Source organism: Pseudomonadota bacterium, from assembly GCA_018817425.1.
Classification (GTDB): Bacteria; Desulfobacterota; Desulfobacteria; order Desulfobacterales; family RPRI01; genus RPRI01.
On the sequence record JAHITX010000026.1, the window covers coordinates 1 to 26,028 of the forward strand.

24 protein-coding genes are annotated in these 26,028 nt (G+C 41.8%); 8 read left to right on the plus strand and 16 right to left on the minus strand.

From position 1 onward, the window contains the following. Positions 1-96: 96 nt before the first annotated feature. Together KKC46_06020 and KKC46_06025 are read right to left on the minus strand one after the other, a co-directional pair. A complete protein-coding gene (locus KKC46_06020; protein ID MBU1053371.1) occupies positions 97-726 on the minus strand; it encodes a hypothetical protein in 630 nt (209 codons plus the stop codon). Positions 727-851: 125 nt separating this feature from the next. Continuing rightward, positions 852-1,211, minus strand: a complete 360-nt coding sequence (locus KKC46_06025; protein MBU1053372.1) for a hypothetical protein — start codon at positions 1,209-1,211, stop codon at positions 852-854. A 669-nt stretch (positions 1,212-1,880) separates the two neighbouring features. On the opposite strand from KKC46_06025, the gene KKC46_06030 reads away from it, so the two are divergent. The 8 genes from KKC46_06030 to KKC46_06065 all read left to right on the plus strand — a co-directional run bounded on the left by KKC46_06030 (position 1,881) and on the right by KKC46_06065 (position 11,287). Then, a complete protein-coding gene (locus KKC46_06030) occupies positions 1,881-2,384 on the plus strand; it encodes a hypothetical protein (protein MBU1053373.1) in 504 nt (167 codons plus the stop codon). An 86-nt stretch (positions 2,385-2,470) separates the two neighbouring features. Beyond that, positions 2,471-2,812, plus strand: coding sequence for a hypothetical protein (locus KKC46_06035; protein ID MBU1053374.1), 342 nt, complete (start codon positions 2,471-2,473; stop codon positions 2,810-2,812). Between the two features lie 732 nt (positions 2,813-3,544). Beyond that, positions 3,545-4,813, plus strand: a complete 1,269-nt coding sequence (locus KKC46_06040) for a TolC family protein (GenBank protein MBU1053375.1) — start codon at positions 3,545-3,547, stop codon at positions 4,811-4,813. An 86-nt stretch (positions 4,814-4,899) separates the two neighbouring features. Further along, entirely contained in the window at positions 4,900-6,381 is a 1,482-nt protein-coding gene (locus tag KKC46_06045) for an efflux RND transporter periplasmic adaptor subunit (GenBank protein ID MBU1053376.1), read from the plus strand. 224 nt (positions 6,382-6,605) lie between these two features. After that, positions 6,606-9,746, plus strand: coding sequence for a CusA/CzcA family heavy metal efflux RND transporter (locus KKC46_06050; GenBank protein ID MBU1053377.1), 3,141 nt, complete (start codon positions 6,606-6,608; stop codon positions 9,744-9,746). Positions 9,747-9,813: 67 nt separating this feature from the next. After that, positions 9,814-10,434, plus strand: coding sequence for a DsbA family protein (locus KKC46_06055; protein MBU1053378.1), 621 nt, complete (start codon positions 9,814-9,816; stop codon positions 10,432-10,434). After that, positions 10,431-10,850, plus strand: a complete 420-nt coding sequence (locus KKC46_06060; protein MBU1053379.1) for a DoxX family membrane protein — start codon at positions 10,431-10,433, stop codon at positions 10,848-10,850. The genes KKC46_06055 and KKC46_06060 overlap by 4 nt, the downstream gene beginning before the upstream one ends. A gap of 140 nt (positions 10,851-10,990) precedes the next feature. Further along, positions 10,991-11,287, plus strand: a complete 297-nt coding sequence (locus tag KKC46_06065; protein MBU1053380.1) for a hypothetical protein — start codon at positions 10,991-10,993, stop codon at positions 11,285-11,287. Positions 11,288-11,378: 91 nt separating this feature from the next. Here KKC46_06065 and KKC46_06070 read toward each other — a convergent pair whose 3' ends face one another. From KKC46_06070 to KKC46_06135, 14 genes are all read right to left on the minus strand, one after another. Continuing rightward, positions 11,379-11,618, minus strand: a complete 240-nt coding sequence (locus KKC46_06070; GenBank protein MBU1053381.1) for a BrnA antitoxin family protein — start codon at positions 11,616-11,618, stop codon at positions 11,379-11,381. A gap of 15 nt (positions 11,619-11,633) precedes the next feature. Next, the gene (locus KKC46_06075; protein MBU1053382.1) at positions 11,634-12,059 is read right to left on the minus strand and encodes an SDR family NAD(P)-dependent oxidoreductase; all 426 of its coding nucleotides are present in this window, start codon (positions 12,057-12,059) and stop codon (positions 11,634-11,636) included. Next, on the minus strand, positions 11,963-12,385 hold the full coding sequence (locus KKC46_06080; protein ID MBU1053383.1) for a hypothetical protein: 423 nt from the start codon (positions 12,383-12,385) through the stop codon (positions 11,963-11,965). Before KKC46_06080 ends, KKC46_06075 begins: the two co-directional genes overlap by 97 nt. Before the next feature lie 42 nt (positions 12,386-12,427). Next, positions 12,428-14,374, minus strand: a complete 1,947-nt coding sequence (locus tag KKC46_06085; protein ID MBU1053384.1) for an FAD-dependent oxidoreductase — start codon at positions 14,372-14,374, stop codon at positions 12,428-12,430. An 80-nt stretch (positions 14,375-14,454) separates the two neighbouring features. After that, on the minus strand, positions 14,455-15,783 hold the full coding sequence (locus KKC46_06090; protein ID MBU1053385.1) for an FAD-dependent oxidoreductase: 1,329 nt from the start codon (positions 15,781-15,783) through the stop codon (positions 14,455-14,457). Between the two features lie 56 nt (positions 15,784-15,839). Then, entirely contained in the window at positions 15,840-16,013 is a 174-nt protein-coding gene (locus KKC46_06095; GenBank protein ID MBU1053386.1) for a 4Fe-4S binding protein, read from the minus strand. Positions 16,014-16,036: 23 nt separating this feature from the next. Further along, the gene (locus KKC46_06100) at positions 16,037-17,086 is read right to left on the minus strand and encodes a hypothetical protein (GenBank protein ID MBU1053387.1); all 1,050 of its coding nucleotides are present in this window, start codon (positions 17,084-17,086) and stop codon (positions 16,037-16,039) included. A gap of 98 nt (positions 17,087-17,184) precedes the next feature. Next, on the minus strand, positions 17,185-17,553 hold the full coding sequence (locus tag KKC46_06105; protein ID MBU1053388.1) for a hypothetical protein: 369 nt from the start codon (positions 17,551-17,553) through the stop codon (positions 17,185-17,187). 111 nt (positions 17,554-17,664) lie between these two features. After that, a complete protein-coding gene (locus KKC46_06110) occupies positions 17,665-18,531 on the minus strand; it encodes a (Fe-S)-binding protein (protein MBU1053389.1) in 867 nt (288 codons plus the stop codon). Between the two features lie 383 nt (positions 18,532-18,914). After that, on the minus strand, positions 18,915-20,861 hold the full coding sequence (locus KKC46_06115) for a hypothetical protein (protein ID MBU1053390.1): 1,947 nt from the start codon (positions 20,859-20,861) through the stop codon (positions 18,915-18,917). 352 nt (positions 20,862-21,213) lie between these two features. Then, the gene (locus KKC46_06120; GenBank protein MBU1053391.1) at positions 21,214-22,146 is read right to left on the minus strand and encodes a lipocalin family protein; all 933 of its coding nucleotides are present in this window, start codon (positions 22,144-22,146) and stop codon (positions 21,214-21,216) included. A 329-nt stretch (positions 22,147-22,475) separates the two neighbouring features. Then, positions 22,476-24,548 (minus strand): hypothetical protein, encoded by a 2,073-nt coding sequence (locus KKC46_06125; protein MBU1053392.1) that lies wholly within the window; start codon positions 24,546-24,548, stop codon positions 22,476-22,478. Between the two features lie 2 nt (positions 24,549-24,550). After that, a complete protein-coding gene (locus KKC46_06130) occupies positions 24,551-25,102 on the minus strand; it encodes a 4Fe-4S dicluster domain-containing protein (protein ID MBU1053393.1) in 552 nt (183 codons plus the stop codon). A gap of 31 nt (positions 25,103-25,133) precedes the next feature. Continuing rightward, positions 25,134-26,006 carry a (Fe-S)-binding protein gene (locus tag KKC46_06135; GenBank protein ID MBU1053394.1) on the minus strand — a complete coding sequence of 291 codons (873 nt, stop codon included), beginning with the start codon at positions 26,004-26,006 and terminating at the stop codon, positions 25,134-25,136. Positions 26,007-26,028: the final 22 nt, after the last annotated feature.

The following is a 26,028-nucleotide window of genomic DNA, read 5'->3' on the forward strand; positions in this document are numbered from 1 at the left end:
GCTACTTTTGCTTTAAACGTTGCTCCATGATTCCTTCTTAATTTCTTCATTTTACCGCTGCTCCTTTCTATATTTTAAAATCAATTTAGAACAGCTTTACCACTTAAGCAACTGTACAGTTTTTCCCGACCAGCTCTGAAAGAACGTTACCATTTTGCTGGCATAAAGGGTAAGGTCATATCCACTATCATCTTCAATTCCTGCCGCTTTGAGCGCACCTCCCAATCGGTTATCAATGTCGGTAATATCATCATTTATTTTATAATGAAAGGCAAGCGTTAATGCGGGTAACCAGGTCCAGTTGAACTGATTTTCTTTAAGAAGAGCAAGCCTGGCGTTTAAATTGTACATATGTACAAGGTTATCTTCAATATCTACATTGGTTGCTGTCATTATATCTCGAGGAAGATCGTGCAGATCGAACTGATTAAACCCAAATCCCAGTTCCAGCCGGTTAAACAGGGTCTCTGTGATACCTGAATATATTAATGATCTCCCTTTAGGTGTTACAAGAAGACCGCCTCCGATGCTCGGGAGCCCAACAATGCTGTTCTCACCGCCTGGGTTTGTGAGGTAAGCACTGTAGGTAATTGCAATGCCGCCGTATCCCTCTATTCCATGCAAAGGCAGAGGTGGCGATTGTTTGCTCTCTTCGCACAAAACACTTTGTGTTGAAAGTATAACGAAGAATAAAAGTAAAAAAGAGACTTTTATTGTTTTTATCATTTTCTTGTTTCCTCCATTTTAACGAAAATTTAGGGGCGATTTACTTCTTCTCCTTAATGCGCTTAAACATATTGGCGTGCCGATTATCCGGCACACCAATATATTAGATGTAATCTCCTATATATTTATCTCCGGCTACCCATACTATGGCCCATACCGGAACTTCCAGATCCCATACCAGATCCCATACCGGAACCCCCAGATCCCATGCCGGAGCCCATAACGGAGCCCATGCCAGAACCCATTTCTGATCCCATATCTGAAGTAGAATGTGTTGTCCCGGTATGCTCGAAATCATTGTGGATAGGCATTTTTGAATATGATTCCTGATTCATTTGCTCAATAGGCATATTGTGATTTGTTTGATTAGCAGTATTAACTGCTGGGGTATGATTGCTTTTAGAACCATTGGCTGCATCAGCCAAAAGGACTCCTGAGAATATAAAAATGCCTACTGCAATAATGGTTAAGAAAATGTTTTTCATGATTTTTATCTCCTTCTGGTTTTTAATAATTAAAGTTTATAAAAAATATCCGATAAGGTACGATCTCTATCCCGGCCATCACCTCCCTTCCATTACTTCCTATTGTATTGTTATGTTTTTCCATAAATTTTAAATGCCCATCGCAGAACTACAAAAACCCTGCATTTCAACACGCAGATTTACTACATGTTCTAAGCTCTACTGGATCAATTGCCTTCAATGCTTTGTAATTCAGAGTTGCGTCTTGTCTGGTTTTTGATTGTCTATGGAGCACTTTCCATGCCACAGGAGGTATAAACTAATTATAGACGTAATGGTTTAAAATAGTTTGGTTTTTAGTTCGCGAGTTAAACTTCTTTTTTTATCTGCGCATTTATTTCGCACCCCGTATAGCCCTTTTCCTCATGAAGTGCGAAATATTAACGCACCGGTCTTGTCCTTTTTCCGTAAAGTTAAAGAAAGGGGTAAGCTTTGATATTGTTAACAGAACCGTATCGGAAATAAGCAGGGTAGATAATGTACATAAATTTAATAAGATATACTATATTTAGCAGTAGATTATATATAGGGCTAAAAAAATTGTGTCTTATTGAATTAAAGTTATTACTGCCTGGCATCAAAATTGCTCAACAGTAAGTAAAGCGATACATAAATTAAAGGAAGAATCACATGATATTGACAAAAAAACATACAATTACAGCGCTGCTTATTTCTAGTATAGTTTTTCTTTCCGGCTGTATGGTTATGATGCCTGGAATGATAGATAGCATGTTAATAAAATATACGAACAAATCCATGCGGCCTGAAACAGAGTCAGTTATGCGTGAACTGATAAGCGAAAGCTCTGTAGCGCTGGTGGCCAACAGAGGAACTTACGAACGCGTTATTTTGCGCAAAATTGAGATAAATGAAAATTTGGTTTCTTCCGAAAAATTCCTTCAATTATTTACCGATAGTATACGATTACAAAACGGATGGAAGGTTCTCAATAACAGGACTATATTGGCAAATAATTCAGAAAATAATGAATCGGAGCCGTTACCTCTATTGCTGGATATACAATTATATATGGACGGTGAGAAATTATGGCTGGCAATGCAATTGGTGGATGCACGTTCAGCGATGTTTTACTGGTCAGGGATCTATGCCGGGATGTTGCCGGTTAAAGAATAATGTTTATGCATTAAAATGTAAGTCGTAGCATTTTTTGACAGTTATAAGAGATGTAAAAATAAATTTAACAAAAGGAGACTTTAAAAATGAAAAAAACAGTTATTATTTCTGGATGCCTAATGCTGATAATGGCACTCACACATCCGGTTTTTTCCCAGGATTCAGGACGAGAGGGTGAGTACCAGATGCGTGGCAATTATAGCAACTCCGGTGATAATCATCAGAATCGCTGGATGAACGAAAATATAAATCAGGATCGTCCATATTATCGGGTCGAGTCAAGGAAAGTTGCTTCAAGGTCTGACGATAGACGGGGATATGGCTCTCATCATATGGAAGATTACAATTCATCAATGGGTCAGGGGCAGCATATGGAAGACTACAATGATCAACATATGGGAGGTTATGGATCAGGCGGGTGTAATTAGAAATATATCAGATAATGCTTGTGGCGTTAACAAAGGAGACTATTATGTAGGAAATTATACTGCTTTTACTTATAGGTACATTTGTTTTCTCTGTGGTTAGCTTTGCAGGAATAACAGATTTGAAACCTCAAGCCGCTTGCCCGATAGCGGGAGACACGATCGACAAAAACTTGAATCAGGATGACCAGGGGAAGCAAAATAGTGTATGTTGCCCGGGCTATACAATAGGCTTTTTGAAATAGCTGGAAAAATAGTTGAAATAAATCGCCGAATCAGAAATCTCCTGGACTCGGTATGTAATGTACAATCTGCTCTTATGCTGAGATTTGAAGCAATGTCTGAGAAAAGACTTCAGGAGACAAATGATCCGGTTGGGGCAACAATGCTGAAATCCGTGAAATGCATTAAATATAAAACCATGCCTTATCTTACTGGATATATAATTAAATAATTCTAAATATAACAACCGGGAAATTCGTTTCTTGACAATGCAAATATTTCTATTAATCTATTAAATATAATACAAATATTTTACCATTATAGGTTCTTAAACAGTCTAAACGAATAAACTCTTTTATTAGGTTGCCAAAAGTTCTTCCAAAGTCTGGCAGCGAATTTTCAGCGATTTGCATGCGTCTATAATTCTGGCTTTTAATTAATCTCAATCTCTGATCTGAGTCTGATCAGAGATTGAGTTTTCAAAGAAAATATTTATCTCACAGGAAGATGATCATGACCAGAATAATACAAACCTGTCTATTCCTCTTATTAAGCGTTATTCCAATCAATGCTTTTGCCCAGCCAGCTATCCTCGATACAATGGTAAACAAGGCCATAGAAGTCAGCCCTATGCTAAGAATGCTGGAGGCAAAATACAAAGCGGCCCAAATGCAAAGCAATGTTGATTCGAATTTGCCTGACCCCATGCTGACATTGGGTATGGCAAATTTACCAACGGACACTTTCTCTTTTACACAGGAACCAATGACTGGAAAAGTAATTGCTCTTAGCCAGGCAGTTCCATTTCCCGGAAAGCTTGATTCTATTCGGGATATAAAAAACAAAGCAGCCGAAATTGTGAAACAGGAAATTGAAGACGCAAAAAATGAAATAGTAAAAAATGTTTCTCAAAATTACTATGAGCTTATTTTTGTAAGAAAAGCACTTGAAGTGGCAAAAGAAAACCTGAAATTACTTCATGATATCACTCAGGTTGTAAGAACAAATTATACTGTAGGAAAATCAAGCCAGCAGAATTTGTTTAAGGTAGAATTAGAGATAACAAACATAAACGATAAAATTGAAGAATTAAAAAATAAAGAGAATATGGTTGCTGCGATGTTAAATGCTTTGTTGCTGCAAGCTCAAAATACGCATATTATCACAGATGATCTTCCGGCGTTTCAATATTATGATCTAACTCAACAGCAGCTGGATTCTCTGGTGATACAAAACAGACCCTATCTAACAGGTATTAAACTCGCTAAACAAAGGGCGAAACTTCAGGAAAAATTGGCGCAATACGACTACTATCCCAATTTTAATTTTTCAGTTCAGTATTCTCAAAGAGATGAAATAGCAAAAACAAATACCGACCTTGCCGATTTTGCAAGCTTTATGGTGGGCATATCCATCCCCCTAAATTTCGGTGGAAAAGTTTCCTCAAAAGTTAAAGAGACTCAGGCTTTGCAAACAATGTACGATGCTCAGTATTATCTTTCTTTGCAGATGCTTGGCGGAAATTTTGGGACATCGATTTCCATATTGAATTCTCTTCGTAAAAGAATCAAGCTGGTTCAAGAAGTCCAACTTCCCCAGGCACAGCAGACATTTTCCACAACCTTATCCAGCTATCAGGTGGGGCAGGTCGATTTTATCAATGTTATTGATGCACAAAATAAATTGTACCAGATACAGACTAATTTATATCGGCTGACAGTAGATTATCTTAAAGAAATTGAAGAATTGAAGTTCTTAACCGGTGCAAAAGAATTAGGATAGAACAAGATAATTAAGGAGTGCTCGGCGTGAAAAAGAAATCAATCATAATTATTCTTCTCCTTGTATTTGGTATTGTTGCGGCGGGTATGTTTTATCTTGGAAAGAACCAACATAAAGATTCCGCTCCACCGGTAAAAACCGCCCAAAATGATCAAACAAAAAAAGAAAAAAAGATTTTATTCTGGCGCGCTCCGATGAACCCTAATGAAATATATAAGCAACCGGGCAAATCACAAATGGGTATGGACTTAGTGCCTGTTTATGAAGATGAGGCTTCTTCTGCCGGTACTGTTACGATAAGCGGTGCCATGCAGCAAAACATGAATGTGAAAACGGCTGTTGTTGAAAATAGAGAGCTTAGTCCCAAGGTTATTACAAACGGTATTTTGGTCCAAAATGAAAAGACCGAGTATATTGCAACCACCAGGGTAAACGGATGGGTGGAAAAATTGTATGTAAACTACACTGGCCAGGTTGTAAAAAAGGGTGAAAAACTCATGGATATATATTCGCCCGAACTTGTGGCTGCCCAGCAGGAATTACTGACAGCTCTTTCCTATCAGGAATCCGTTAAAAGTTCCGGTTTCCCTGAAGCTGTGGCCAGCGGAGATGAATTGTTTAAAAGTGCTGTGAGAAAATTGGAATTGCTTGAAATTCCGGCAAGTGAAATTGAAAGACTTAAAACTACCGGAGAAGTAAAAACATATATAACTCTTTATGCCCAGAACAGCGGAACGGTTATAGAAAAAACTGTTGTAGAAGGTCAGAAGATTATGGCGGGTACCACGCTGCTGCGTATAGCCGATCTTTCAAGGCTGTGGTTGATAGCTGATGTATATGAATATGAATTGTCTAAAATACAGTTGGGTCTATCTGTGGAAATTACATTTAATTATCTGCCGGGAAAAACCTATCATGGTAAAATCTCTTTTATTTATCCTACTATTGATAATAAAACCAGAACGGCAAGAGTCAGGATTGACATACATAATCATAATGGCGAACTTAAACCGTCAATGTTTGCAAATGTTATCATAAAAGGAAAGTCTCTTGGAACTTACCCTGTACTACCGGAACAGGCCGTTTTAAGGAGCGGTCAAAAAAGTATTGTAATACTTGTTTTGGATGAAGGCAAATTCAAACCTGTTGAAATAAAATTAGGAGTTTATTCCGACGGCTATTACCAGGTCCTTGAAGGATTAACTAAAAGCGATACTATCGTTACCTCGGCACAGTTTCTCATTGATTCGGAAAGCAACCTGAGGGCTGCATTATCACAATTTGGCAGTTCAACCAAAAAAGATGAACCGGGCAAAATGGAATCTATGGAAGATAGTGATAACAAAGCAAAGAGGCAAAACAAGGATCCGAGAATAAGAGAAGGAATCATAGATTTAGAAGCAATTGATAAGAATAAAGACGACAAGCTTTATGAGGATGTAATGGACTGGAATGTAATTTCCGATGAACCGGGAACCTGCCCCTTATGTGGTATGACCTTGAAAGAGTTTAGCATAAAGGATGTAAAGAAAAACTTAATGGAACACGGACTAAAGCATAAAGAGTAAAAAGTTGGAAAACACCTGTTTTGTCATGCCGGACCCGATCCGGCATTCAGTAATTTTAATATGTTCTGGGCACCGGCTTTCGTCGGTATGAAGGTTTTGGGGGTTTTTACGGATTCATCAATAAGAACATTTATGATTGCATCTTTCTTGAATATTTTCGGAGAAGATAAATGACACATGGCAGCAACCCAGATAAATCGGATAAAGAGGGAGCAATCGCAGCAATAATCGAGTGGTCAATTAATAATAGAATATTCGTTATTATACTAACTGCTGCTTTGATTATGGGAGGAATATGGGCGATTAAAAATACGGCGGTAGATGCCATTCCCGACTTAAGCGATGTCCAGGTAATTATTTATACCGATTATTCAGGGCAGGGTCCGCAGATAGTAGAGGATCAGGTAACATATCCGCTTACAACCAAAATGTTGTCCGTGCCTTACGCAAAGGATGTCCGGGGATTTTCTTTTTTCGGCTTCTCGATGGTCTATATAATCTTTGAAGATGGTACGGATTTGTATTGGGCCAGAAGCCGGGTGCTGGAATATTTAAGTTCGATGAGAAGCACTTTGCCGGAAGGAGTTACTCCTCAACTCGGACCGGATGCCACAGGATTGGGCTGGGTTTATCAGTATGCATTAACATCCAAGACAAAAAGTCTACAGGAACTGCGCTCAATTCAGGATTGGTTTTTGCGTTATGAATTAACATCTTTGCCGGGAGTTTCGGAAGTTGCAAGTATAGGAGGATTTGTTAAGCAGTACCAGGTTAATGTTGATCCCACAAAACTTGCATCCTATGACATCCCATTAAGCAAGGTAAGAATGGCAATCCTGGAGAGCAACAGCGATGTTGGCGGCAGGTTGATGGAAATGGGTGAAACCGAGTTTATGGTAAGAGGTCTTGGATACATAAAAAGTATAGAAGACCTGAAAAGCATTGCCATAGGAAGAAATAAAAACTCCGGTACGCCGGTTTACCTGAAAGATGTAGCCAATATAGATATTGGGCCTGAGCTTAGAAGAGGCCTTGCCGAGCTTGATGGAGAAGGAGAAGTAGTCGGTGGAATAATAGTTCAGCGTTTTGGTGAAAACGGGTTGGCCGTAATCGAGAGAGTCAAACAGCGGCTCAAGGAATTGCAAGCCTCGCTTCCTCCCGATGTAAAAATAGTTCCCGTATATGACAGATCAACTCTGATACATAAGGCGGTTAATAATCTGGGTCAAAAACTCATGGAAGAGGGCCTGATCGTTGCCTTGGTTATCATTGTTTTCCTGATGCACTTTCGCAGTTCCCTGGTTATCATCTTTACCTTGCCCACTGCCGTTCTTGCCGCACTGCTTGTAATGCATTTCCAGGGTATTAATGCCAACATCATGTCCTTGGGAGGTATCGCAATTGCGGTCGGTGCCATGGTGGATGCCGCAATAATCATGGTGGAAAATTCACATTCCCACTTTGTTAAGAATCAGATATTGCCTGAAGAAAAGAAGCTTCCCCACTGGGCGGTAATTCTCGAATCAGCAAGAGAAGTTGGGCCTTCGATATTTCTTTCACTTTTAGTTATCACGGTTTCTTTTCTTCCCGTATTTACATTGGAGGCACAAGAAGGAAGATTGTTTAAGCCCTTGGCCTTCACGAAAACATATTCGATGGCTGCGGCTGCAATACTTTCCATTACCATTATTCCCGTATTAATGGGATTCTTTATCCGTGGTAAAATGAAAAGTGAAGAAGAAAATCCTATTACAAAACTCATGATGAAAATTTATCATCCTGTCGTTGATTTTGTAATGAAAGCCCGTTGGTTGGTTATTGTTATTGCGATAATCATTGTGGGCATTACCTATATACCTTTCTCCAAACTTGGTTCGGAATTCATGCCTCCCTTGTACGAAGGGGATCTTTTATATATGCCTACTACTCTTCCCGGCATTTCTATTACAAAAGCGCGAGAGATTCTTCAGCAGACAGACAAGCTGATAAAAACATTCCCGGAAGTAAAATCCGTATTCGGAAAAATCGGCAGGGCCGATACTGCTACCGATCCGGCACCTTTGTCTATGATTGAAACAACGATTCAACTAAAACCTGAGGATCAGTGGCGTGCCGGCATGACACGGGAAAAACTCGTTGAAGAATTGGATGCCGTTGTTAAGTTTCCCGGTGTTACCAATGCCTGGACCATGCCCATTAAAACGAGAATTGACATGCTTTCAACTGGGATTAAAACACCCGTTGGTATTAAAATCGCGGGGCCGGAGCTGGATGTATTGCAGGACATAGGCAAGCGGATTGAGGAAGTAGCGAAAAAGATACCCGGTACCCGCTCGGTCTTTGCTGAACGCTCCGTTGGTGGCAATTATGTGGATTTTAGTATTAACAGAGAAGCAATTGCCAGATATGGCCTTACAATAGCTGATGTGCAAAGAGTTTTTATGTCTGCCGTTGGCGGAATGAATGTTACAAAAACTGTCGAAGGATTGGAGCGTTACCCGGTTAACTTGCGATACCAGAGGGATTACCGTGAAAATATCGATGCGCTCAAGAGGGTGCTTGTACCACTTCCTGGTGGGGGTAATATACCTTTGGCAGAATTGGGCGATGTTCAAATCCGTAAAGGTCCACCCATGATAAAGTCCGAAAACGCCAGACCGAACGCCTGGGTTTATATAGATATTGAAAATATTGACGTGGGAACTTATGTAAAAAAGGCGCAGAAAATAATCGCTACAGAAGTAAAACTGCCCCAGGGGTATTCTTTAAAATGGAGCGGTCAGTTTGAATATATGGAACGGGCCGGGCAAAGATTAGCTGTAGTTCTGCCTCTGACATTTTTAATCGTCATTATGCTTTTATATTTCAACACGAAATCTTTTGTTAAAACAGGTATTATCCTTTTGGCGCTGCCCTTCTCCATGGTTGGAGCCGTATGGTATCTTTATCTTGCCGGATTTCATTTAAGTGTAGCCGTGTGGGTTGGTATTATTGCTCTGTTGGGAGTCGATGCTGAAACAGGCGTGGTTATGCTGCTGTATTTAGATATCGCTTATGAGGGCTGGAAGAAGCGGGGTGCTCTTAAATCCTATGCCGATTTAAGAGAATCAATATTTGAAGGAGCAGTAAAAAGGATTCGACCCAAAATGATGACCGTGCTTGTGCTTTTCTTCGGTCTTTTGCCTATCCTTATCGGGCACGGTGCGGGTGGCGATGTAATGAAACGAATTGCTGCACCGATGGCAGGCGGCATTTTTACAAGCATGATCATGGAACTGACAATTTTCCCCGCCATTTTCTATGCTTTAAAAAGAAGAGAGATGAGAAAACAGAATATGTTGATAGAAAACAATCAACAGGCGTAAACTAAAAGTTATAGCGATGTGTCTAAAGGCAAAAAAGATAGTATAGATAGAAAGGGAGAGTGAAGATATGAAAGCCAAAATACAAACCTTGATAATAATATCGTTACTATTAATCATAGCACCATCAGGGATAGCACAAACCGGAGCCGAACCACATAACAGGTGCGTGGCAGGAGATCCAAGTGCACCGGTTAAAATTGAAGTTTTTTCATGCTATCAGTGTCCTCCCTGTCGTGATTTTTATCTCGAAACCATCCGCCCATTACTGAAAGATTATGCCGATAATAACAAAGCCTGTGTTGTTTTTTATGAATTTCCTCTAAAGATGCATGACTATGCCCGTGAGGCAGCCAGATATGGAGAAGCAGCCCGCCGTTTAGGACAGGATCAATGGCAACGGGTAAGTGAAGTACTTTATCAGCATCTTGACGAATGGAAGTCTGACAGAAAAAAAATCGAAACCTTTGTCGCAGGCGTGCTTTCTATTGATGAAATGGCAAGGGTTAAGGAGTTGATAAAGGACCCATCCATAGATAAAACCATTGATGATGATATCGCAGAAGGGCATAGCCGCCACATCAAAGGAACTCCGACTTATTATATTTATGCCAAAGGGAAAAGGAAGAAAATATTTGGCAACGTTTCTTATCCGGTAATGAAAGATTATATAGAGCGGCTACTCAAATGAAGATAAAAATTATTCATATTTTACATTGGGTTTGCAGGCTTTTTCTTGGTTGCATTTTTATCTATGCAGGCTATACCAAACTGGATAATTCATTACAATTTGCGGTTGCTATAGAAGGCTATAAGTTATTATCACCCAATCTGGTAATTTGGGCTATTAAGATACTGCCCTGGGTGGAAATCTCTCTGGGTGCAGCATTACTGCTTGGCATTATGATCCGTTATACAGCCGCTCTTATCGGAGGTTTACTTGCGCTTTTCATTGTGGTTATGTTAGTTACATATCTTCGGGGTATTGAAGCTGATTGCGGCTGCTTTGGAATTGGTGTAAAAATCTCCCCATTTACCCTGGTCAGAGACTCTTTTTTCATACTGCCGGCACTATATTTATACTTTAAGCCACGGATCAAAAAATAAAGAAAATTTACAAGTTGTTTTGATTACAGAACTAAAAACCTTTCCTGCTGCGGTTTATCCATAAAATGTGGGAGATGAAAAATGATAATATTCTGATAGAAAACTATCGTTAAAATCAAATTTAACAAAAGGAGAAAATTATGGCGCTTAAGAATGGTAGAACAATCTCTATAATCATTGTTTTTGCATTATTTTTTGCAGCTTTTTCATGTGCACAGGAACCGGCAAAGGAGCAAAATTCCATTATTCGCGAAGGAGTGATCGATTTAAAGGCAATCGACGAAAACAAGGACGGAAATGTTTTTCAGGATCAGATGGATTGGAATGTGATTTCCGACAAGCCGGGCAAGTGTCCTCTTTGTGGAATGACTTTAAAAGAGGTACCCCTTGAAAAAGCAAAGGAGAATCTTATAAATAACGATTTGAAGGTAAAATGATAATCGGATGAGCCAGTTTCAACTCAATGGTGGCTATGGAGAAAGTCCGCCCCGGGTTCCCGGTTGAGTGTGAAACTGGCAGGTTCGAATACTATGTGGTAGCTGATTTATGTAGTCTTTCAGCAAGCCAAATCTTAATAATCGATTGCCGAGGGACACCAAGGCGTTTAGCTTCTCTATCTAGCGACTGAATCATCCAGATAGGAAAATCGACATTAACCCTTTTTTGTTCCTGGTTCAGCCGTCTTGCCTTTGAGAGGTCTATATGCTCTAAAATATTTTCCCCTTCAATTGCCTTAAATACTATTTCAGCTAACACTGAAGCCGGCATTCCTGATTTCATCATTTATCGGAAAGCTTGTTCCATATCATCAGGTCCAGGGTTTTGAGCAACTCCATACGGATAATTCAAATATTTATTAGGCCGATTATGTTCTGCATCCGTGATGTTAGTATTAACAACCCCAGGACATATTACGGAGACCATTATATTTGCCCCTCTCATTTCTAAATCATGAAGAAGTTGTTCAGAAAGCGCAACTATACCGTGTTTGGTAAGTTGATAAAGTGCTGATGGATGGTAAGTAGCAAGCCCTGCTATTGATGAGGTATTTACAATATGGCAAGGTGTCCCCTGCCGAAGCATAATGGGAACAAATTTATGAATGCAATGAATTACCCCCAACAAATTAACGCCAATAACCCAATTGCAATCGTTGATTGAGCTTTCCCAAATGGAAGATCCGGTTGCCACACCTGCATTGTTGAACAATAAATCAAATCTTTAATCAACGAAAAAGTATAGCCTTCAGGATTATCCTTTATTTTCATTTTCACAAACGATTCTAAGCTTTCCATTTTTGGTATTTTTACTTCAACAGAATCAAAGTGCTCCGATATAGGATATTTGCCATATGCATTAACTGCGGCAATAAACGCATGCACATGTTCAGGGGGGGTATCAGCCTTTATATTGTTTGAAAAAAGAATGAATTTCCCGCCGGAAGCCCCTGCCAGCATTACATTTTGTGCTTCGGGAAACTGAGTCTTGAGGTCTCTTATATATGGAATCATGAGGTTGTCATACCAATAACTCATAAGAGACCTCTTTGAGTTGGGTATTATTAAGGATATGGCAAATTATATTATTCTTCCGATATTATATCCTTCATATATTGCGTCAATTGCCTTACGGGGTGCCGCACAATCTCCCACCGCATATAACTCTTTTACTTTATCTTTCAAAGCATAATAAAGTTGATTATCGGCCCGGTTGCCCATGACCGAAACCACAGTATCTACATTTTCTATTTTTCTTTCAGCTTGCGTATAAACATTAAATACGGATACCGTATTTCCCGAAACTGCCTTTATAGATGTGCTGGGGCTGAAAACCACCCCTTTATTAAGTACTCTTCGTTGGTATGCGCCCAAATCCGGACTGCTCATAAGTCCCATACCAATAAAAAGCAAAGGTGATATAGCTTCTACTTGCTTGCCCATATCTGTTAAATGCTCAATAACGCTCAGAAATTTCCAGTGAGCCTCCCCACCGTCAAGTACTACCACTTTATTCCCGATTTCAGCTTTTCCGGAAATAGCATCCCGTTCATTGATTACATTAGCCTGTTCCATGCCAGGCAGCGGTGGTATAACAGGCTGAGAACCGGTAGCAACCACAACTGCATGCGGCTGTTCACGTTCAATTATCTCCGGTGTTACTTCCACACCTGTATGAATCTTTACTCCCAATATCTCCATCTGTTTTGCCAGGTATCTTGTAATACCGACGAATTCCGACCTTCCGGAAGCTTTCATTGCAATGCTGACCTGTCCTCCCAATTCTTCCTCTTTTTCATACAGGATCACTTCATGGCCTCTAAACCTGGCTACCCTGGCCGCCTCCATCCCGGCAGGTCCACCGCCTACTACCAAGACTTTCTTCTTGGGCGATGCCGGTGCCAAGGTGCCGATTTCTTTTTCAAGTCCTACTACAGGATTCTGCAAACAAGACATGGGCTTGCCCTCAAATAATCTGCCCAGGCACCCCTGATTACATGCTATGCAGTAACGAATCTCTTCTATTCTTTTCTCCCTGGCTTTGTTGGGCCATTCCGGATCAGCAATAAGGCCCCTTGTCATACCCACCATATCACCATGTCCATCAGCTAAAATTTTTTCGGCCTGTATCGGGTCATTGATCCTGAATGTGTTGATCACAGGCAGAGAGACCGCCTCCTTAAATTCAGCCGCGTAGGCGCTGTGAAACCCTAATGGAACCTGCATTCCGCAGCCCACTGTCGTTTGAATTATATAGGGGGGGTGTCCGATATGAATATAATCTATCTTCCCTGTAGCTTCCAGCAACTGAGCAATCTCTTTCCAATCATTTAAAGTAAGCCCGCCCGGGACCAAATCATCAGCAGGAATCCTTATACCAACAACAAAATCACTTCCAACGGCTTTGCGTATTGCATCAATAACTTCCATTGTCATACGCATCCGGTTCTCCAGATTGCCCCCATAATCATCCGTACGCTTATTAAAATATGGAGACATAAATTCATTAAGCAGATAACCATTGGTGCCATGAATTTCCACACCGTCCATGCCGCCTTTTTTTGAGTGGAGTGCCGATAAAGCAAAGGCCTGAACAAGACTTTTGATATCTGCTGTTTCCATTTCCTTGGGTGTCTCACGCATTACCGGGCAGGGAATTGCCGATGGAGCCAGAAGCGGCTGTCGACTATGCCCGCTTTCCATTTGCCTGCCGCAATGACTAAGCTGCATTATAATCTTCGTACCATAAGGGTGCACCGAGTCAGAAAGACGCTTCAACATCGGTACTGACCTTTCTTCAAATATTTCCTGGATATTCAGCATTCCCTTGGTACTGGGCGCTATAGTCATGCCCCCGGCAATAATTAGCCCCACACCGCCTTTAGCACGGAGTTTCATATATTCTACATATCTGTCATCTAGTATACTATCCTTTGCAAAGGAAGTCCCATGAGGTGCAAAACTTATCCGATTGTTAACTGTTATTGATCCTATTTTGATCGGCATAAACAAATACGTATATTCCATCTTTGTTGTCTCCTCAAAATGATAGTATTAAATATATTTTTTGTAACTATTATAAAAACACCATTTTCACACTGTAATATTCAGGGATTAAAGCGATTCTCAATATCTTTTACAACTATCTTTGCGGTTAAAGCACAAGCGGGGCTTCCGCCTGCCCACCCGCCTTTTTTAGCTACACCGTCTCCGACATTGTAAAGGTTTTCTATAGGAGTCTTCTGCGAAATGTCGTTATAACCCACTATTGGCGCATTGGCCAAAGTAGGCCATTCTCCCCAATAACAACCAACATGAAGGACTTCTCCGTATTTATTGTAGCCTGGCAATTGATCTTTTAAATCCTGAATATGCATGTTTACTTCATTTTTCAAATTCCATGGGGCAATCTGGCTAACTGGACTCGAAATGGAATAATGAACATATTTTCCTTTAGGGGCCAATTCGGGACATACAAGAGAAGCAGACACTAGTGATACTAACCTTCGCGTTTTGAATGTATATAATATTGGTACATCAAACAATGGTCTGTCACTGATTGATGTCACCCAAATTTGAAGTGAAGGCACCATGTTTTTCAGTTCTCTTAAATATCCTTTATCAAAATTTTCTCTGCCAGCAAGGGCAACCGTTTTCTTTGGTCCTGTGTTACTTATTACTGCTTTTGCCGAAATGATTGTTTCCCCTTTTTTGTCTTCAACTACTACTCCTTCTGCGCCTCCGTTTTTGACCAGTATTTTATTTGCCCTGCATTGGGTGGTCACCTTGCCGCCATTTGCTTCAATTGACTTTTTAAGCGATTTCATCAGGGCCATACTTCCTTCAGGAGCAAAACCAACACTCTGGAAATCTTTTAAACTACCGGAAAAAGATTGAAAATATTCTTTTGCAGAAACCTGGTCAGCACGGGTACTTAAAATCCGGTCGCTCATATTGCTAAAGTACTCTACAAGATTTTCATTTTCGGTATATTGACAAACAAAGTCCTGCAAAGACATTTCATTTGATGGAGGATTCCAGGTCTGCGCTTTAGTAATCCCGTGTTTTAAAATCTCTATTTCTTTCTCATCACTGCAAAGCTCAGATAATACAGCATACGGCTGATTACTTTTTGGTGTGTCAATTATTTTATTACCAACGAGATATTTCGGTGGAGTTGTCATGGGAGTCACTTCAAACTCAGCACCGACCTCATCAAAAATAGATTTAAAAGATCCGACCATAGGAACACCAAGCAAACCGGTTGGAATTTTATACCCTTTATACTTTAATGTAGCGCATCTTCCACCGACTATCGGCAATTTTTCTACTACTATCGTTTTATAGCCCTTGTTTGCAAGCAGCGCGGCCGAACACAGCCCGCCTATACCTGAGCCCAGAATAACAAAGTCGCATTTTTCCTTTTTTTGTTTCATATATTTCTCCCTTTATTGATAAGAAACTAAAAGTTATCAATTTTTTAATAACAATGCTAGCTGGTTGCCATACTCAGGGAATCCGTAGGGCAAAACTTGATGCAGACCTGGCATTCATCACATTTTTCATAATCTATTTCAAGATAACCCCAGGCGCACAATGCATCTTGAGGACAAAAGGTTTGACACCATCCACATCCAACACATGTTTCTTCATTTACGGTCAACATATAATTATCTCCTTATTTATAAATCAGATTCCAAGGGGTGTTGCCTTGCCCTGCTCAAAGTATGCCTGGCAATCATCTATAGGAACACTATGACCATCCTGAAAAATAAAACGGCCATTGGTTCTGCCAAGGCCGCAATGATGAGTAGTATAACCACCGGCCAAATGAAAGCCGAACAATGCTCTGGCCCATAAGGCTACATTCATTTCTACAATACCACCCGGAGCCTTCATTGTGATATTCCATTGGATGGGAATCGTTACATCGGTAAACGGATCTTTCCAGAACTCCAGAGGTTCAACATTGATCTCACCTGCACCAAAATCAATAATCTGATCATCCATATATACACGGCCTGCGAAATGATTCGCTTCAGGCTCGGCAAAACAAAATATCTTTATGGATTCGCTGAAGCACCATCCCCAGATATAACCCGTGGAGTGACCGATAAGTGATGGGATGTCAAAATCTTTACCGAAGCAGGTTCGTTCACGGACAGCCCAGCCCTCATCAAAAGTATATTTTTTACCCTGATATGTAAAAGAACCTTCCGCCCAACCAAGGTGTTCATTACCGGCCATTCCTTTAGCGGCAAGGTCGCTCCACGGTCCATGATAGAGAATCACATCGCCTATTCCACCCATAGTAAGGTCGAGATCAACACCCATGTGTTCTCCTTTCAATTCCCAATAGGGCGGACGAAATATCATCTGCCGGTTGCCTGCTGTCCAGACGACCCTGTCATCTTCCTTCACGGCTTTAAAATTATTGAAACTCATCATTGGATCCATGCGGTTTCCGACGAAGTCATTATTTACCATCGTGCGCTGTTCACTGGGAACAATAATCAGATTTGTCTGAAGCAACGCTCCATCCACGATTCCCCATTTTTTGCCCCCTACATGATAAAGCGTGCCGCACACAAAAATATCGTTTCCTCCGGCTTTGCCCAAAACCATCATACCGATATGATCCTGAAAATGTTCGGCCAAATGCTCTTTGGGAAGTTCCTCCATATGGCTCATCTCTTCGTCCAGCTTAACATTACAGGTGGCATTCCTTTGCGCTTTCATTTTTATTCTCCTTTATGAATTATTAAACAGAACAATTAATCTTTTTCCACTTCCACAAAAACGTCACAAAATGCTGCATTCGGCTCGAAAATAGCCACTTATTCCGGGTTAATCCTGTCGTGCGTTAACTCATTGAGATGACCCTCAATAAAGTGTTCAGGCCACCAACCTTCGTCGATATGTATGGCTCCTTGCGGGCAATAACGCAGACATTCCGGCTGAACACATTGCAGGCATAGCTGAGCTGCAATATCGAATATATGATGACTATAGGCATTCAACTGTATCCTTGCTATCTCAGGAGCTGCAACACCATCCTTATTTAGTGTGCAAGTATACATGCAGATCATGCATCCGGTGCAAAGTCTTTCGTTGACAAGCAGTACTCCTTTAGAAAGCGGTACCTTGACAGGCAAATGATGATGAGTTCGTCTTGGTATGTGTTTCTTATCATGATTGTCTGCCACTACAAACCTCCTATATTGGTAGTCTTTGATCAATCGCAGATATCGGTTTAGTAATCAGAAATCTTATTCTGACATATATTATACCGCGCGTATTCGTTTGTGAAGTATGTGTTACTCCCCCAATACCTGCAATAATAATTCCGCTAAACTTTTAATCTCCATTTTCCCCTGGGATGCTTGCTTCAGCAAGTGAATGCCGTCGCCGCAAGGAACTAAAATGGTGTTCAAATTCTTTTTTTCGGCATCTTCTAAAATCTTTTCAGGCTGTCGTTTACAACAATAACGGTTATCCAGGTCCACGAGTGTCAAGCCTTTTATGCTATCCAGCACCTTATGATATCGTGGCCAATCAAGATTGCCCATAAAGGGAAAATACTTGTGGCATCCTTCGAAATACCCCATTTTTGCAGGGGCCATTTCAAGATATTTTTCTTCCAACTTGTCCATCATGGCGTCATATACCCATCGGTGGGTGCCTGTGTCTTCAGGAAATGTGTTTTTCACCAAAGCGGCGCATGCATGACATACGTATACCATATTTTTCGCACCCGACTCTTTTCCCAAGTCCCAGTTTTTTTGCATAAATTCTTTGCATTTTGATTGTACTTTTTCCCTTTGTTCTTCTGAGACCTCCACAAGTTCGATGCTGTCCTCAAAGGAAAGGGCACCGCAACAGACTTCTTTTTCGGGTGAATAATTATATTCGATTTCAAGTAGATCCAAAAGCTTGAGCGTATCGCGCAGCTTTGCCGGACTCCAGAACGGGACATAGCAACCGAATGTTAAAAAATTTTCTGCTTTCTCTTTAGGCGCAGGAACTCCCAAGGCTCTTAGCAATCCCGCTCTTAACAGCCACGCAGGTGCATGATTGCCAGTTTCTTCAATACATTCCAGCTGTTTTTCGAGTGTCCTGCCGGCTGACAGATAGGATAATAAACCTTGAAAATTTTCAGTATACTTGATGTTCCTCTTCTTCACTATATATGTCCTTTCTTTAAATTGTGTTTTTCTATCTTTAGAGCTAATTTCAAAACGTTTCAGTTTGGTCAAGCTCAAGGCGGGCGAAAATTTCAACCACAGGAATACATTTAGTATTTCGAGGATTGAAATTTGAGCCCAACGCAGAGATCGGCCAAAATGGGGCGTTTTGAAACTGGCTCTTTAAATTTGTATTTATTGCTGAAAATACAACTCAATACTATAAAGCGATATTTATTTGTTAACGCCTGTGCCAAACTAAGTTTGTTATGTTTCGCTCCTTTAGTTTCACACTTTACTCCTTTTCCGGTAAATTGGGCGTATCATATGACCTTGACCACCTCATTAAGCCTTAACTTCTGATACTAAAAAGACTTCAAATCCTAACCTAACATGCACCTTTGTTCCAAATCTCTGGCGACATCATGTAAGTCCAAATCCTCAAGCGCTTCGCGGGTCTGCAATCCAGTAGCCACATTCCAGTTCCTATGGCTGTAGAATTCGTCTTTCATGCCTTCAAACGCTTTTTTATCAAGCACCTCACCTTTTCGTGACATTGTCACCCCGTCTTTACCTGGTACAAGACACTCAGGGTTTACGTGGTCAGATTCCAGCGGCACAGTAAAGTAATAATCTTCCACAATGTCATCCTCTCTTCCCCGATGCCCCTCACGAACCAGTATAGCGCGCTGTAGATTAAAGAGCCTCTCGCCAATTTTGTTAAGACCTTGTTCGTCTATTTGGTCACCTGTAACCAAAGAAAGAAGCCGGCATTCCAGACCGGGATCACCTACATGATCTTCTGTAGATGGCAGATCCATAACGGGGTATAACAAGTCACAGAGGGCAAGGCTGTCTTTAACATACTGCCTGTCCTGGATTTTCCTGGCTGCCAAGGCTTTGCCCTCATAAGTGGAAAAATCGGCAGCTATCTCGCTTCCCCAAAATCTTTTTGCAATAGCGCGAAATACTTTTGATGAAAAATATGCTCCTTTGATACCCTGATTCCAGGCCAGCCACTTTGAGACACGAATCGATATCTCGTGCAGATGCTGAATGGGAAGTCTCGGCTCCATAGCATAAAAAAGGGATGTTGTAATATAGAGTCTGGGACCGTAAAAAGTCTTGCATTTTGAGGAAAGATAGGTGCATTGTTTTGCTTTGTCTGCTGATTCAGGACCGAAATATTCGGCAGCCTTATCCAAGCCCTGCGCCAGCAGGCCTCCAAAACCTTCAAGGTTTGAAATTTTATCCAAAAGAGTCTCCAAAAACTCAAGACTTCCTATATCCGACAGTTTAAGGCCGGTGTTGTTATCATTCAGAATCCCGGCCTCATAACATCTTTCCATCCAGTTTAATATATAATCAATCCCATGGGATTCAATCCCGTATTCATCTAACATCCGTGTTGCATGAAAACTTGCATCATTCCATTTTCCATAATACTTCATCGCCCTTGGTTGGTAAAACATGGCAGAGTGGCAAAAAAACTTCCCTTTTTTTCCATTATCAGCTTCATATGATTTTCTGACGCAGCCGGGGCAACCATAGCAGGGACTTTTTTTCAGCTTCGGAAAAATATCAGGCACAGGCTTCATGTGGACCAAATAAGGCGTTTCTATTTTGGAAGGAAATAGCCATAATCCCTGGAGATATTTGCCCATCTCCTTTATCCGTTCCGGTTGGGCGACATTAACACTTCTTTCGGAAGCATTTACTACCACAGCCTTTAATTTCTTTGAGCCCAAAACAGCACCCATGCCTGCTGAACCGCTTGCATCATTATCAGCGTGTATGGAGGCTATCGTCACCATGTTCTCACCGGCCGGGCCAATAGCCACGACCTTAAATGATTTTCCCAGATCATTCTTCAGTATTTTCCGGGTTTCAACCGAACCCTTCCCCCACAAGACTGCTGCATCCCTCAATTCAACCGTATTATCCTTAATCAGAAGATATACGGGTTTTTCTGAAACACCCTGGACTACAAGGGCATCATAGCCGGCAAATTTCAATTCGGCGCCCCATGTTCCGCCCAGATTGCAATAGTTGTAATGATCAGGAGTGGTTTTAGATGTTTTTGCACATACTGCCCACCGGGAACCTCCGATCATGCGGACTCCGGCCATAGGACCGGTAGCAAATATGATCCTGTTTTGGGCATCAAAAGCTGTGGTTTCAGGAGGTACTTCATCCCAATATATTTTGGACGCAAGGCCCCGGCCTCCAAGAAATTCAGAGGCATAATTTGCCGTATCAACATGAGAAATACTTCCTGTAGAAAGATCAACTCTAAGAATTTTTCCGGTATATCCAAAAGAATTTTCCATAACCTCACTTTTCCAGCATAAGGGGCTGTGTGCAGACGGGCATAAGTACTATGTATTTTTGTCAAGTTTAATAAAAGGAAATGAATGTAGAATATTGAACAAGGAATTTAGAATTATGAAAAGCTGGCGTAAAGACAACCCCCTGCCCCCCTTTATTAAGGGGGAACCAGCTTTTGCATACCGCTTATAAAAGAAGTAAAGAGGGCTGTTATCGCAGGGCTACATTTTATACGTTGCCACTAATGATAATAGCTTTTCTTCCTTCAATATTCATTATTCTTTGTTCGATATTCGATATTTAAGTTGCTTTATATTGTTAATATAGATTAATTAACTTACCACTTATACCGGTTTATCCCTTCGGAAGGATTGTTGCTTTGGCTGTTTCAAAGTAGGTCTGGCAATCATCCATTGGAACAATGCGTCCATCGGAGAAGACTACACTGCCGTTGGTTCTGCCAAGCACGCAGTAGTGTGTAGTATAGCCCTTGGCCAAATGAAAGCCGTATAGTGCCCTGGACCACGTAGCCACATTCATCTCAACATTTGCGTCATCAGATTCCATTTTGATCTTCCATTTAATGGGAATCGTCACATCAGTCATCGGATCTTTCCACCTCTCCAATGGCTCAACTGTGATTTGGCCGGGACCATAACTGAGGACCTGATCACCACTCCAGACACGCCCCACATAACGGTTTACCTCAGGCTCAGCAAAGCAGAATACTTTTACGGATTCACTAAAGCACCATCCCCAAATATAACCTGTGGAGTGGCCCAACAGTGTTAATACATCCCAACCCTTACCCAGGCAGGTTCGCTCGCGGACTGCCCAGCCCTCATCGAGGGTATATTTCTTACCCTGGTAGGTGAAGCTGCCCGATGCCCAGCAAAGATGTTCATTACCGGCCAAACCTTTAGCGGCAAGGTCAGCCCATGGGCCATGATATGGAATACAATCGCCGATACCGCCAATCGTTAAGTCAAGGTCAACACCCATGTGCTCTCCCTTTAACTCCCAGTAGGGTAGACGACATGTAATCTGGCGGTTGCCGGTTTTCCAGATTACACGGTTGGATTCCTCAACCACCTGAAAGTTTGCGGATTCAACCGTCGGTCCAATGCGGTTGCCTACAAATTCGTTATTTGATATCGTGCGAAGGTCGCTTGGAGCTATAATCAGATTCGTCTGCTGCACAATACCGTCATCAATTCCCCAGACATTTCCCCCGACATGATACATACCTATAGCCATGAAGATGTCTTTATCCTCACATTTACCCATAATAAGAAATGCGATATGATCCTGGAAGTGCTCTACCAAATGCTCTTTGGGCAGTTCTATCATATGATTCATTTCATCTGCAGTCTTAACATTACTTGTAGCTTTTTTCTGTTCTTTCATCGCTTTACCTTCCTATTAATTATTGTTGGTTTGTTAATCTTTTGTAAGTACTCAGGTTGTTTGGTTCTGGGTTCAAGGTTCTGGGTTCACAGTTCAAGGTTGATTGCCTTGAGGTCTTCAAAATATTCAATTCTAATCGCTCTCTAACCGTGAACCGTGAACCCTGAACCTTGAACCCTTAAACCTGAGTAGTTACATCTATTTTTATTTTATCCTGTTGAGGCGTTTGATGGAGGAAGTTTTCCCATACTTTCTAATTCATCAGCCACATCTTTCAAGCCCAGCTCTTCAAGCTTAGCTCGTGTGGGGACTCCATCCTTCCATCCTCTGAGCTTATAATAAACCGAAAGAAGATTCTCCAGCTTTTCCCTGGGAAAGAGCACATCGCCAGCTTTGCTTTTTTCCTGATAAATGACATCGTGAAAAGCATCAACGGCACCCTCTAAATAGCCGTCTCTGATCCATATTGCTCTCTCCAGATTTACCAGCCTCTCGTATTGCTTCATTAAATACTCTTGCGTGACGTCTTCTCCAAATACCGCACTCCATTGCTCAGGTGTTCCGTGCACGCTGCCCCACGCAAGTTCCTCTTCCAGCGCTAACCCTCGCATTAAAGTCAGCTCCGAATTAAAAGAACAAACAGAGGCACAGTCGCCTTCCATATGATAATAATCATGAATGATTACTGCTTTAGCTACGTCTTCTCCCCAATAGGCGGTATCCTTAATTTTGTCTGTACCGTACCATTTGTTAAGCCATGCGGAATCGGCTCTTGCATTGTTCATTACCTCAAGCTCTTTTCCTCTTTTTATGCTATGCAGAGCAAAGAGGGTGCACATGGGACTGACTGCACAATCCCCCACGCCTTTACCCCACACAATGGCGTGCCGGCGCATACCGCCGAATTGGCCGGCCTTCGTGTAAGTTTTTTGATATAAATATTCCATTTCCCGGCGTCTGAGACCAAACTCTTCATGCTCCATAATGTGTTTTGTCGAAAGGGCAGGGCCTTTGGCGATCACATCTCCGAAGCCCTCTCTATAGGCTATTTTATAAGTGTATTCTCTTAAGAACTCCCGGCTTCCGTATTTTGACCAGGGCAAGCCGGTATTCTCTTCGGTCAGAATTCCTCTTTTATGAGCTTCCCGCAGCATATCGAGGTGCATGATCGATCCTCCTCCAGGAGCTTCAGGGCCAAAGTCCACCGGAAATCCCATCCAGGCCATAGAACTGACAAGAGAAGAATCTATACCTAAATCGTCAGTGAGTATGGCGAATTCATAAAGGACTCTGCCCGCCGGACGTCCGCCATAGTATTCCTGTTCTTGTCCGGCCCACAGCAGGGACTCTCCACACTCAAACGAACCACTGTGCACGGCATTATCTGCAAGCCGGACTTTAGTCTTACAGATGGTGTTGCAACCGGGACAGCCTGACGGACTCATTTTTACAAAACCGAGTTCCTGTTCCCGGCCCATTTTGGTTCCCTTCGGCCACATATACTGCCAGAAGTATGGAACCGGCGGCCGATGTTTGCCTGTGATGGTTTTTCCGCCGACGGATCTCGTTTCACCGGGCAATAACATAGCCACTTTTCTCATATGTTCGTTTACTTCCAGAATTCTTTCAGGATTGGCCACCTTAATGCTGCCTGTTCCTCTGATTGCGATAGCCTTGAGATTTTTGGAGCCCATGACTGCCCCAAAACCGCCGTGGGCGAAAGCGGTATTGCTATCAACAGCGATGATGGATTGGATAACCAGATTTTCCCCGGCCGGCCCGATGCATGCAGCTTGTACGTTTTTGCCATGCATCTGCATTAACTTCATACGGGTTTGGCTTGTCGTCTTCCCCCAAAGCGATGCGGCATCCCGTATTTCCACATGCCCGTCTCTTATCCAGAGATAAACAGGTTTTTCGGCCTTACCCTGCACGATAATGGCATCATATCCGGCAAATTTTATCTCGTATCCCCAACGTCCTAAAGCGATAGATGGGTAAATAGTGCTTACAGGATATATACAAGGAGCTTTGGCAACGCATACGCTCGGTGCGGCATAGGCTGCACCTGTTGCAGTGAGTGCTCCTGTGGCAAATATTAGTCTGTTTTCCGGGTCTAAGGCGCCGATTTCCGGTGTTATCTCATCCCAGTAAATCCTGGATGCCAGGCCTCTTCCTCCGACATATTTGGGCAGATAGTTTGCACTGGGAATCTCGGTTATTATTTTATCAGTTAAATCTACCCGTAAAATTTTACCCGCGTAACCATATTGTTCCGCCATTGTTAAACACTCCCTTTCGGCTGTATGTATCCGGTTTGAACACCGTTCGGATCAGTGAAATAGGTAAGTGCTCCGTGAGAGCATGCCTTAACGCAGGCGGGGTCTCCGCCACAGAGGTCACATTTGACGGCTTTCTTGTTTGCCTTATTAAACCTGATACGCGGAGGGTCATGAGGGCATTTCTCTATGCAATTCTGGCAGCCTATGCAGAGCTTATTCTCAATGATTCTGGCGCCGGTTACGGCATCCACTTTGATGGCGCCCGTCGGACAGTAGCGCAGGCATTGTGGATCAACGCATTGCAGGCAAGGTTTGGCTGAATTATCAAAGATATAATTCGTAGATTCCGCAAGCTGTATTCTGGCCAGCTCGTGTGAACAAACCCCTTCATTGGTCAGAGAACAGGCATGCACGCAATGCATGCAGCAAGTACAGTGTTCTTCATCTACAATGATAACACCTTTAGATAAGGGCACATGTACCGGCGGCACAAATGCCGGTTTTATGAGCCGTTTTTTGGCACTTTCTTCTGTTTGGATATTTTGATTAGACAATCGAATTCTCCTCTTAACAGGATGTCTTATTCTATAGTCCAAGCACCGGAATTAATACTTCAGGAAGATTTTTAATCTCTATTTTACCACCTCTCTTTGTCGCAGCAGATCTTAAGAAGTAATGGCAATCACCGTCGGGAGCTACAATCCGGGTTAAATTATTTTTTTCGGCATTTTCCAAAATAGCATCGGCATCCTGTTTGCAGCAGATCTTTCTGGGCAGATCCACTATTTCCATGCCTTTTACAGTGCCCAACACTTTACGATATCTTTTCCAATCAAGGTTGCTGTTGTGAGGATAAAACTTGTGACATCCTTCAAAAAAACCGATTGTTGTCGGCTCAACTTTGAGATCTGTGTTTTCCATCTTATCCATAATCAGATCATAAATAAAACGATGGCGTTCAGGCTCATCAGGAAACGACCTTTTTATAACAGCGGCACATACCTGGCAGGCATAGACCATTATTTTTTGCCCGGACTTTTCCGCCAGATCAACATTGAACTGCCTCATTTTATGAGCCTGGTCATCCATTTCTTTCTGGCGTTCTTTTGAAATACCTATGATTTCGCGTGAATCCTGAACCATAGGGGCACCGCAACAGACTTCCTTGTCCGAATAGTTGTAATCAATTCCAAGCGCATTTACTATCTTAACCGTATCGCGCAATTTATTAGTGCTCCAAAAAGGTACATAACAACTCCAGACGATGAAGTTATCTGATTTGGGATTTGGTTCCTTTACTCCTATATTCCGAAGCACTCCAGTACGCAAAACCGAAGGAATAGAATGGTTTCCAGTCTTCCAGCAGTCGTCCACCTGTTCCTCCAGACTTCTCCCGGCAGCCAGATATTCAATAAACTCTGCAAATTCTTTACTGTACTTTACATTTCTCTTATGCATGGTCTTTTCTCCTTGTATAAGT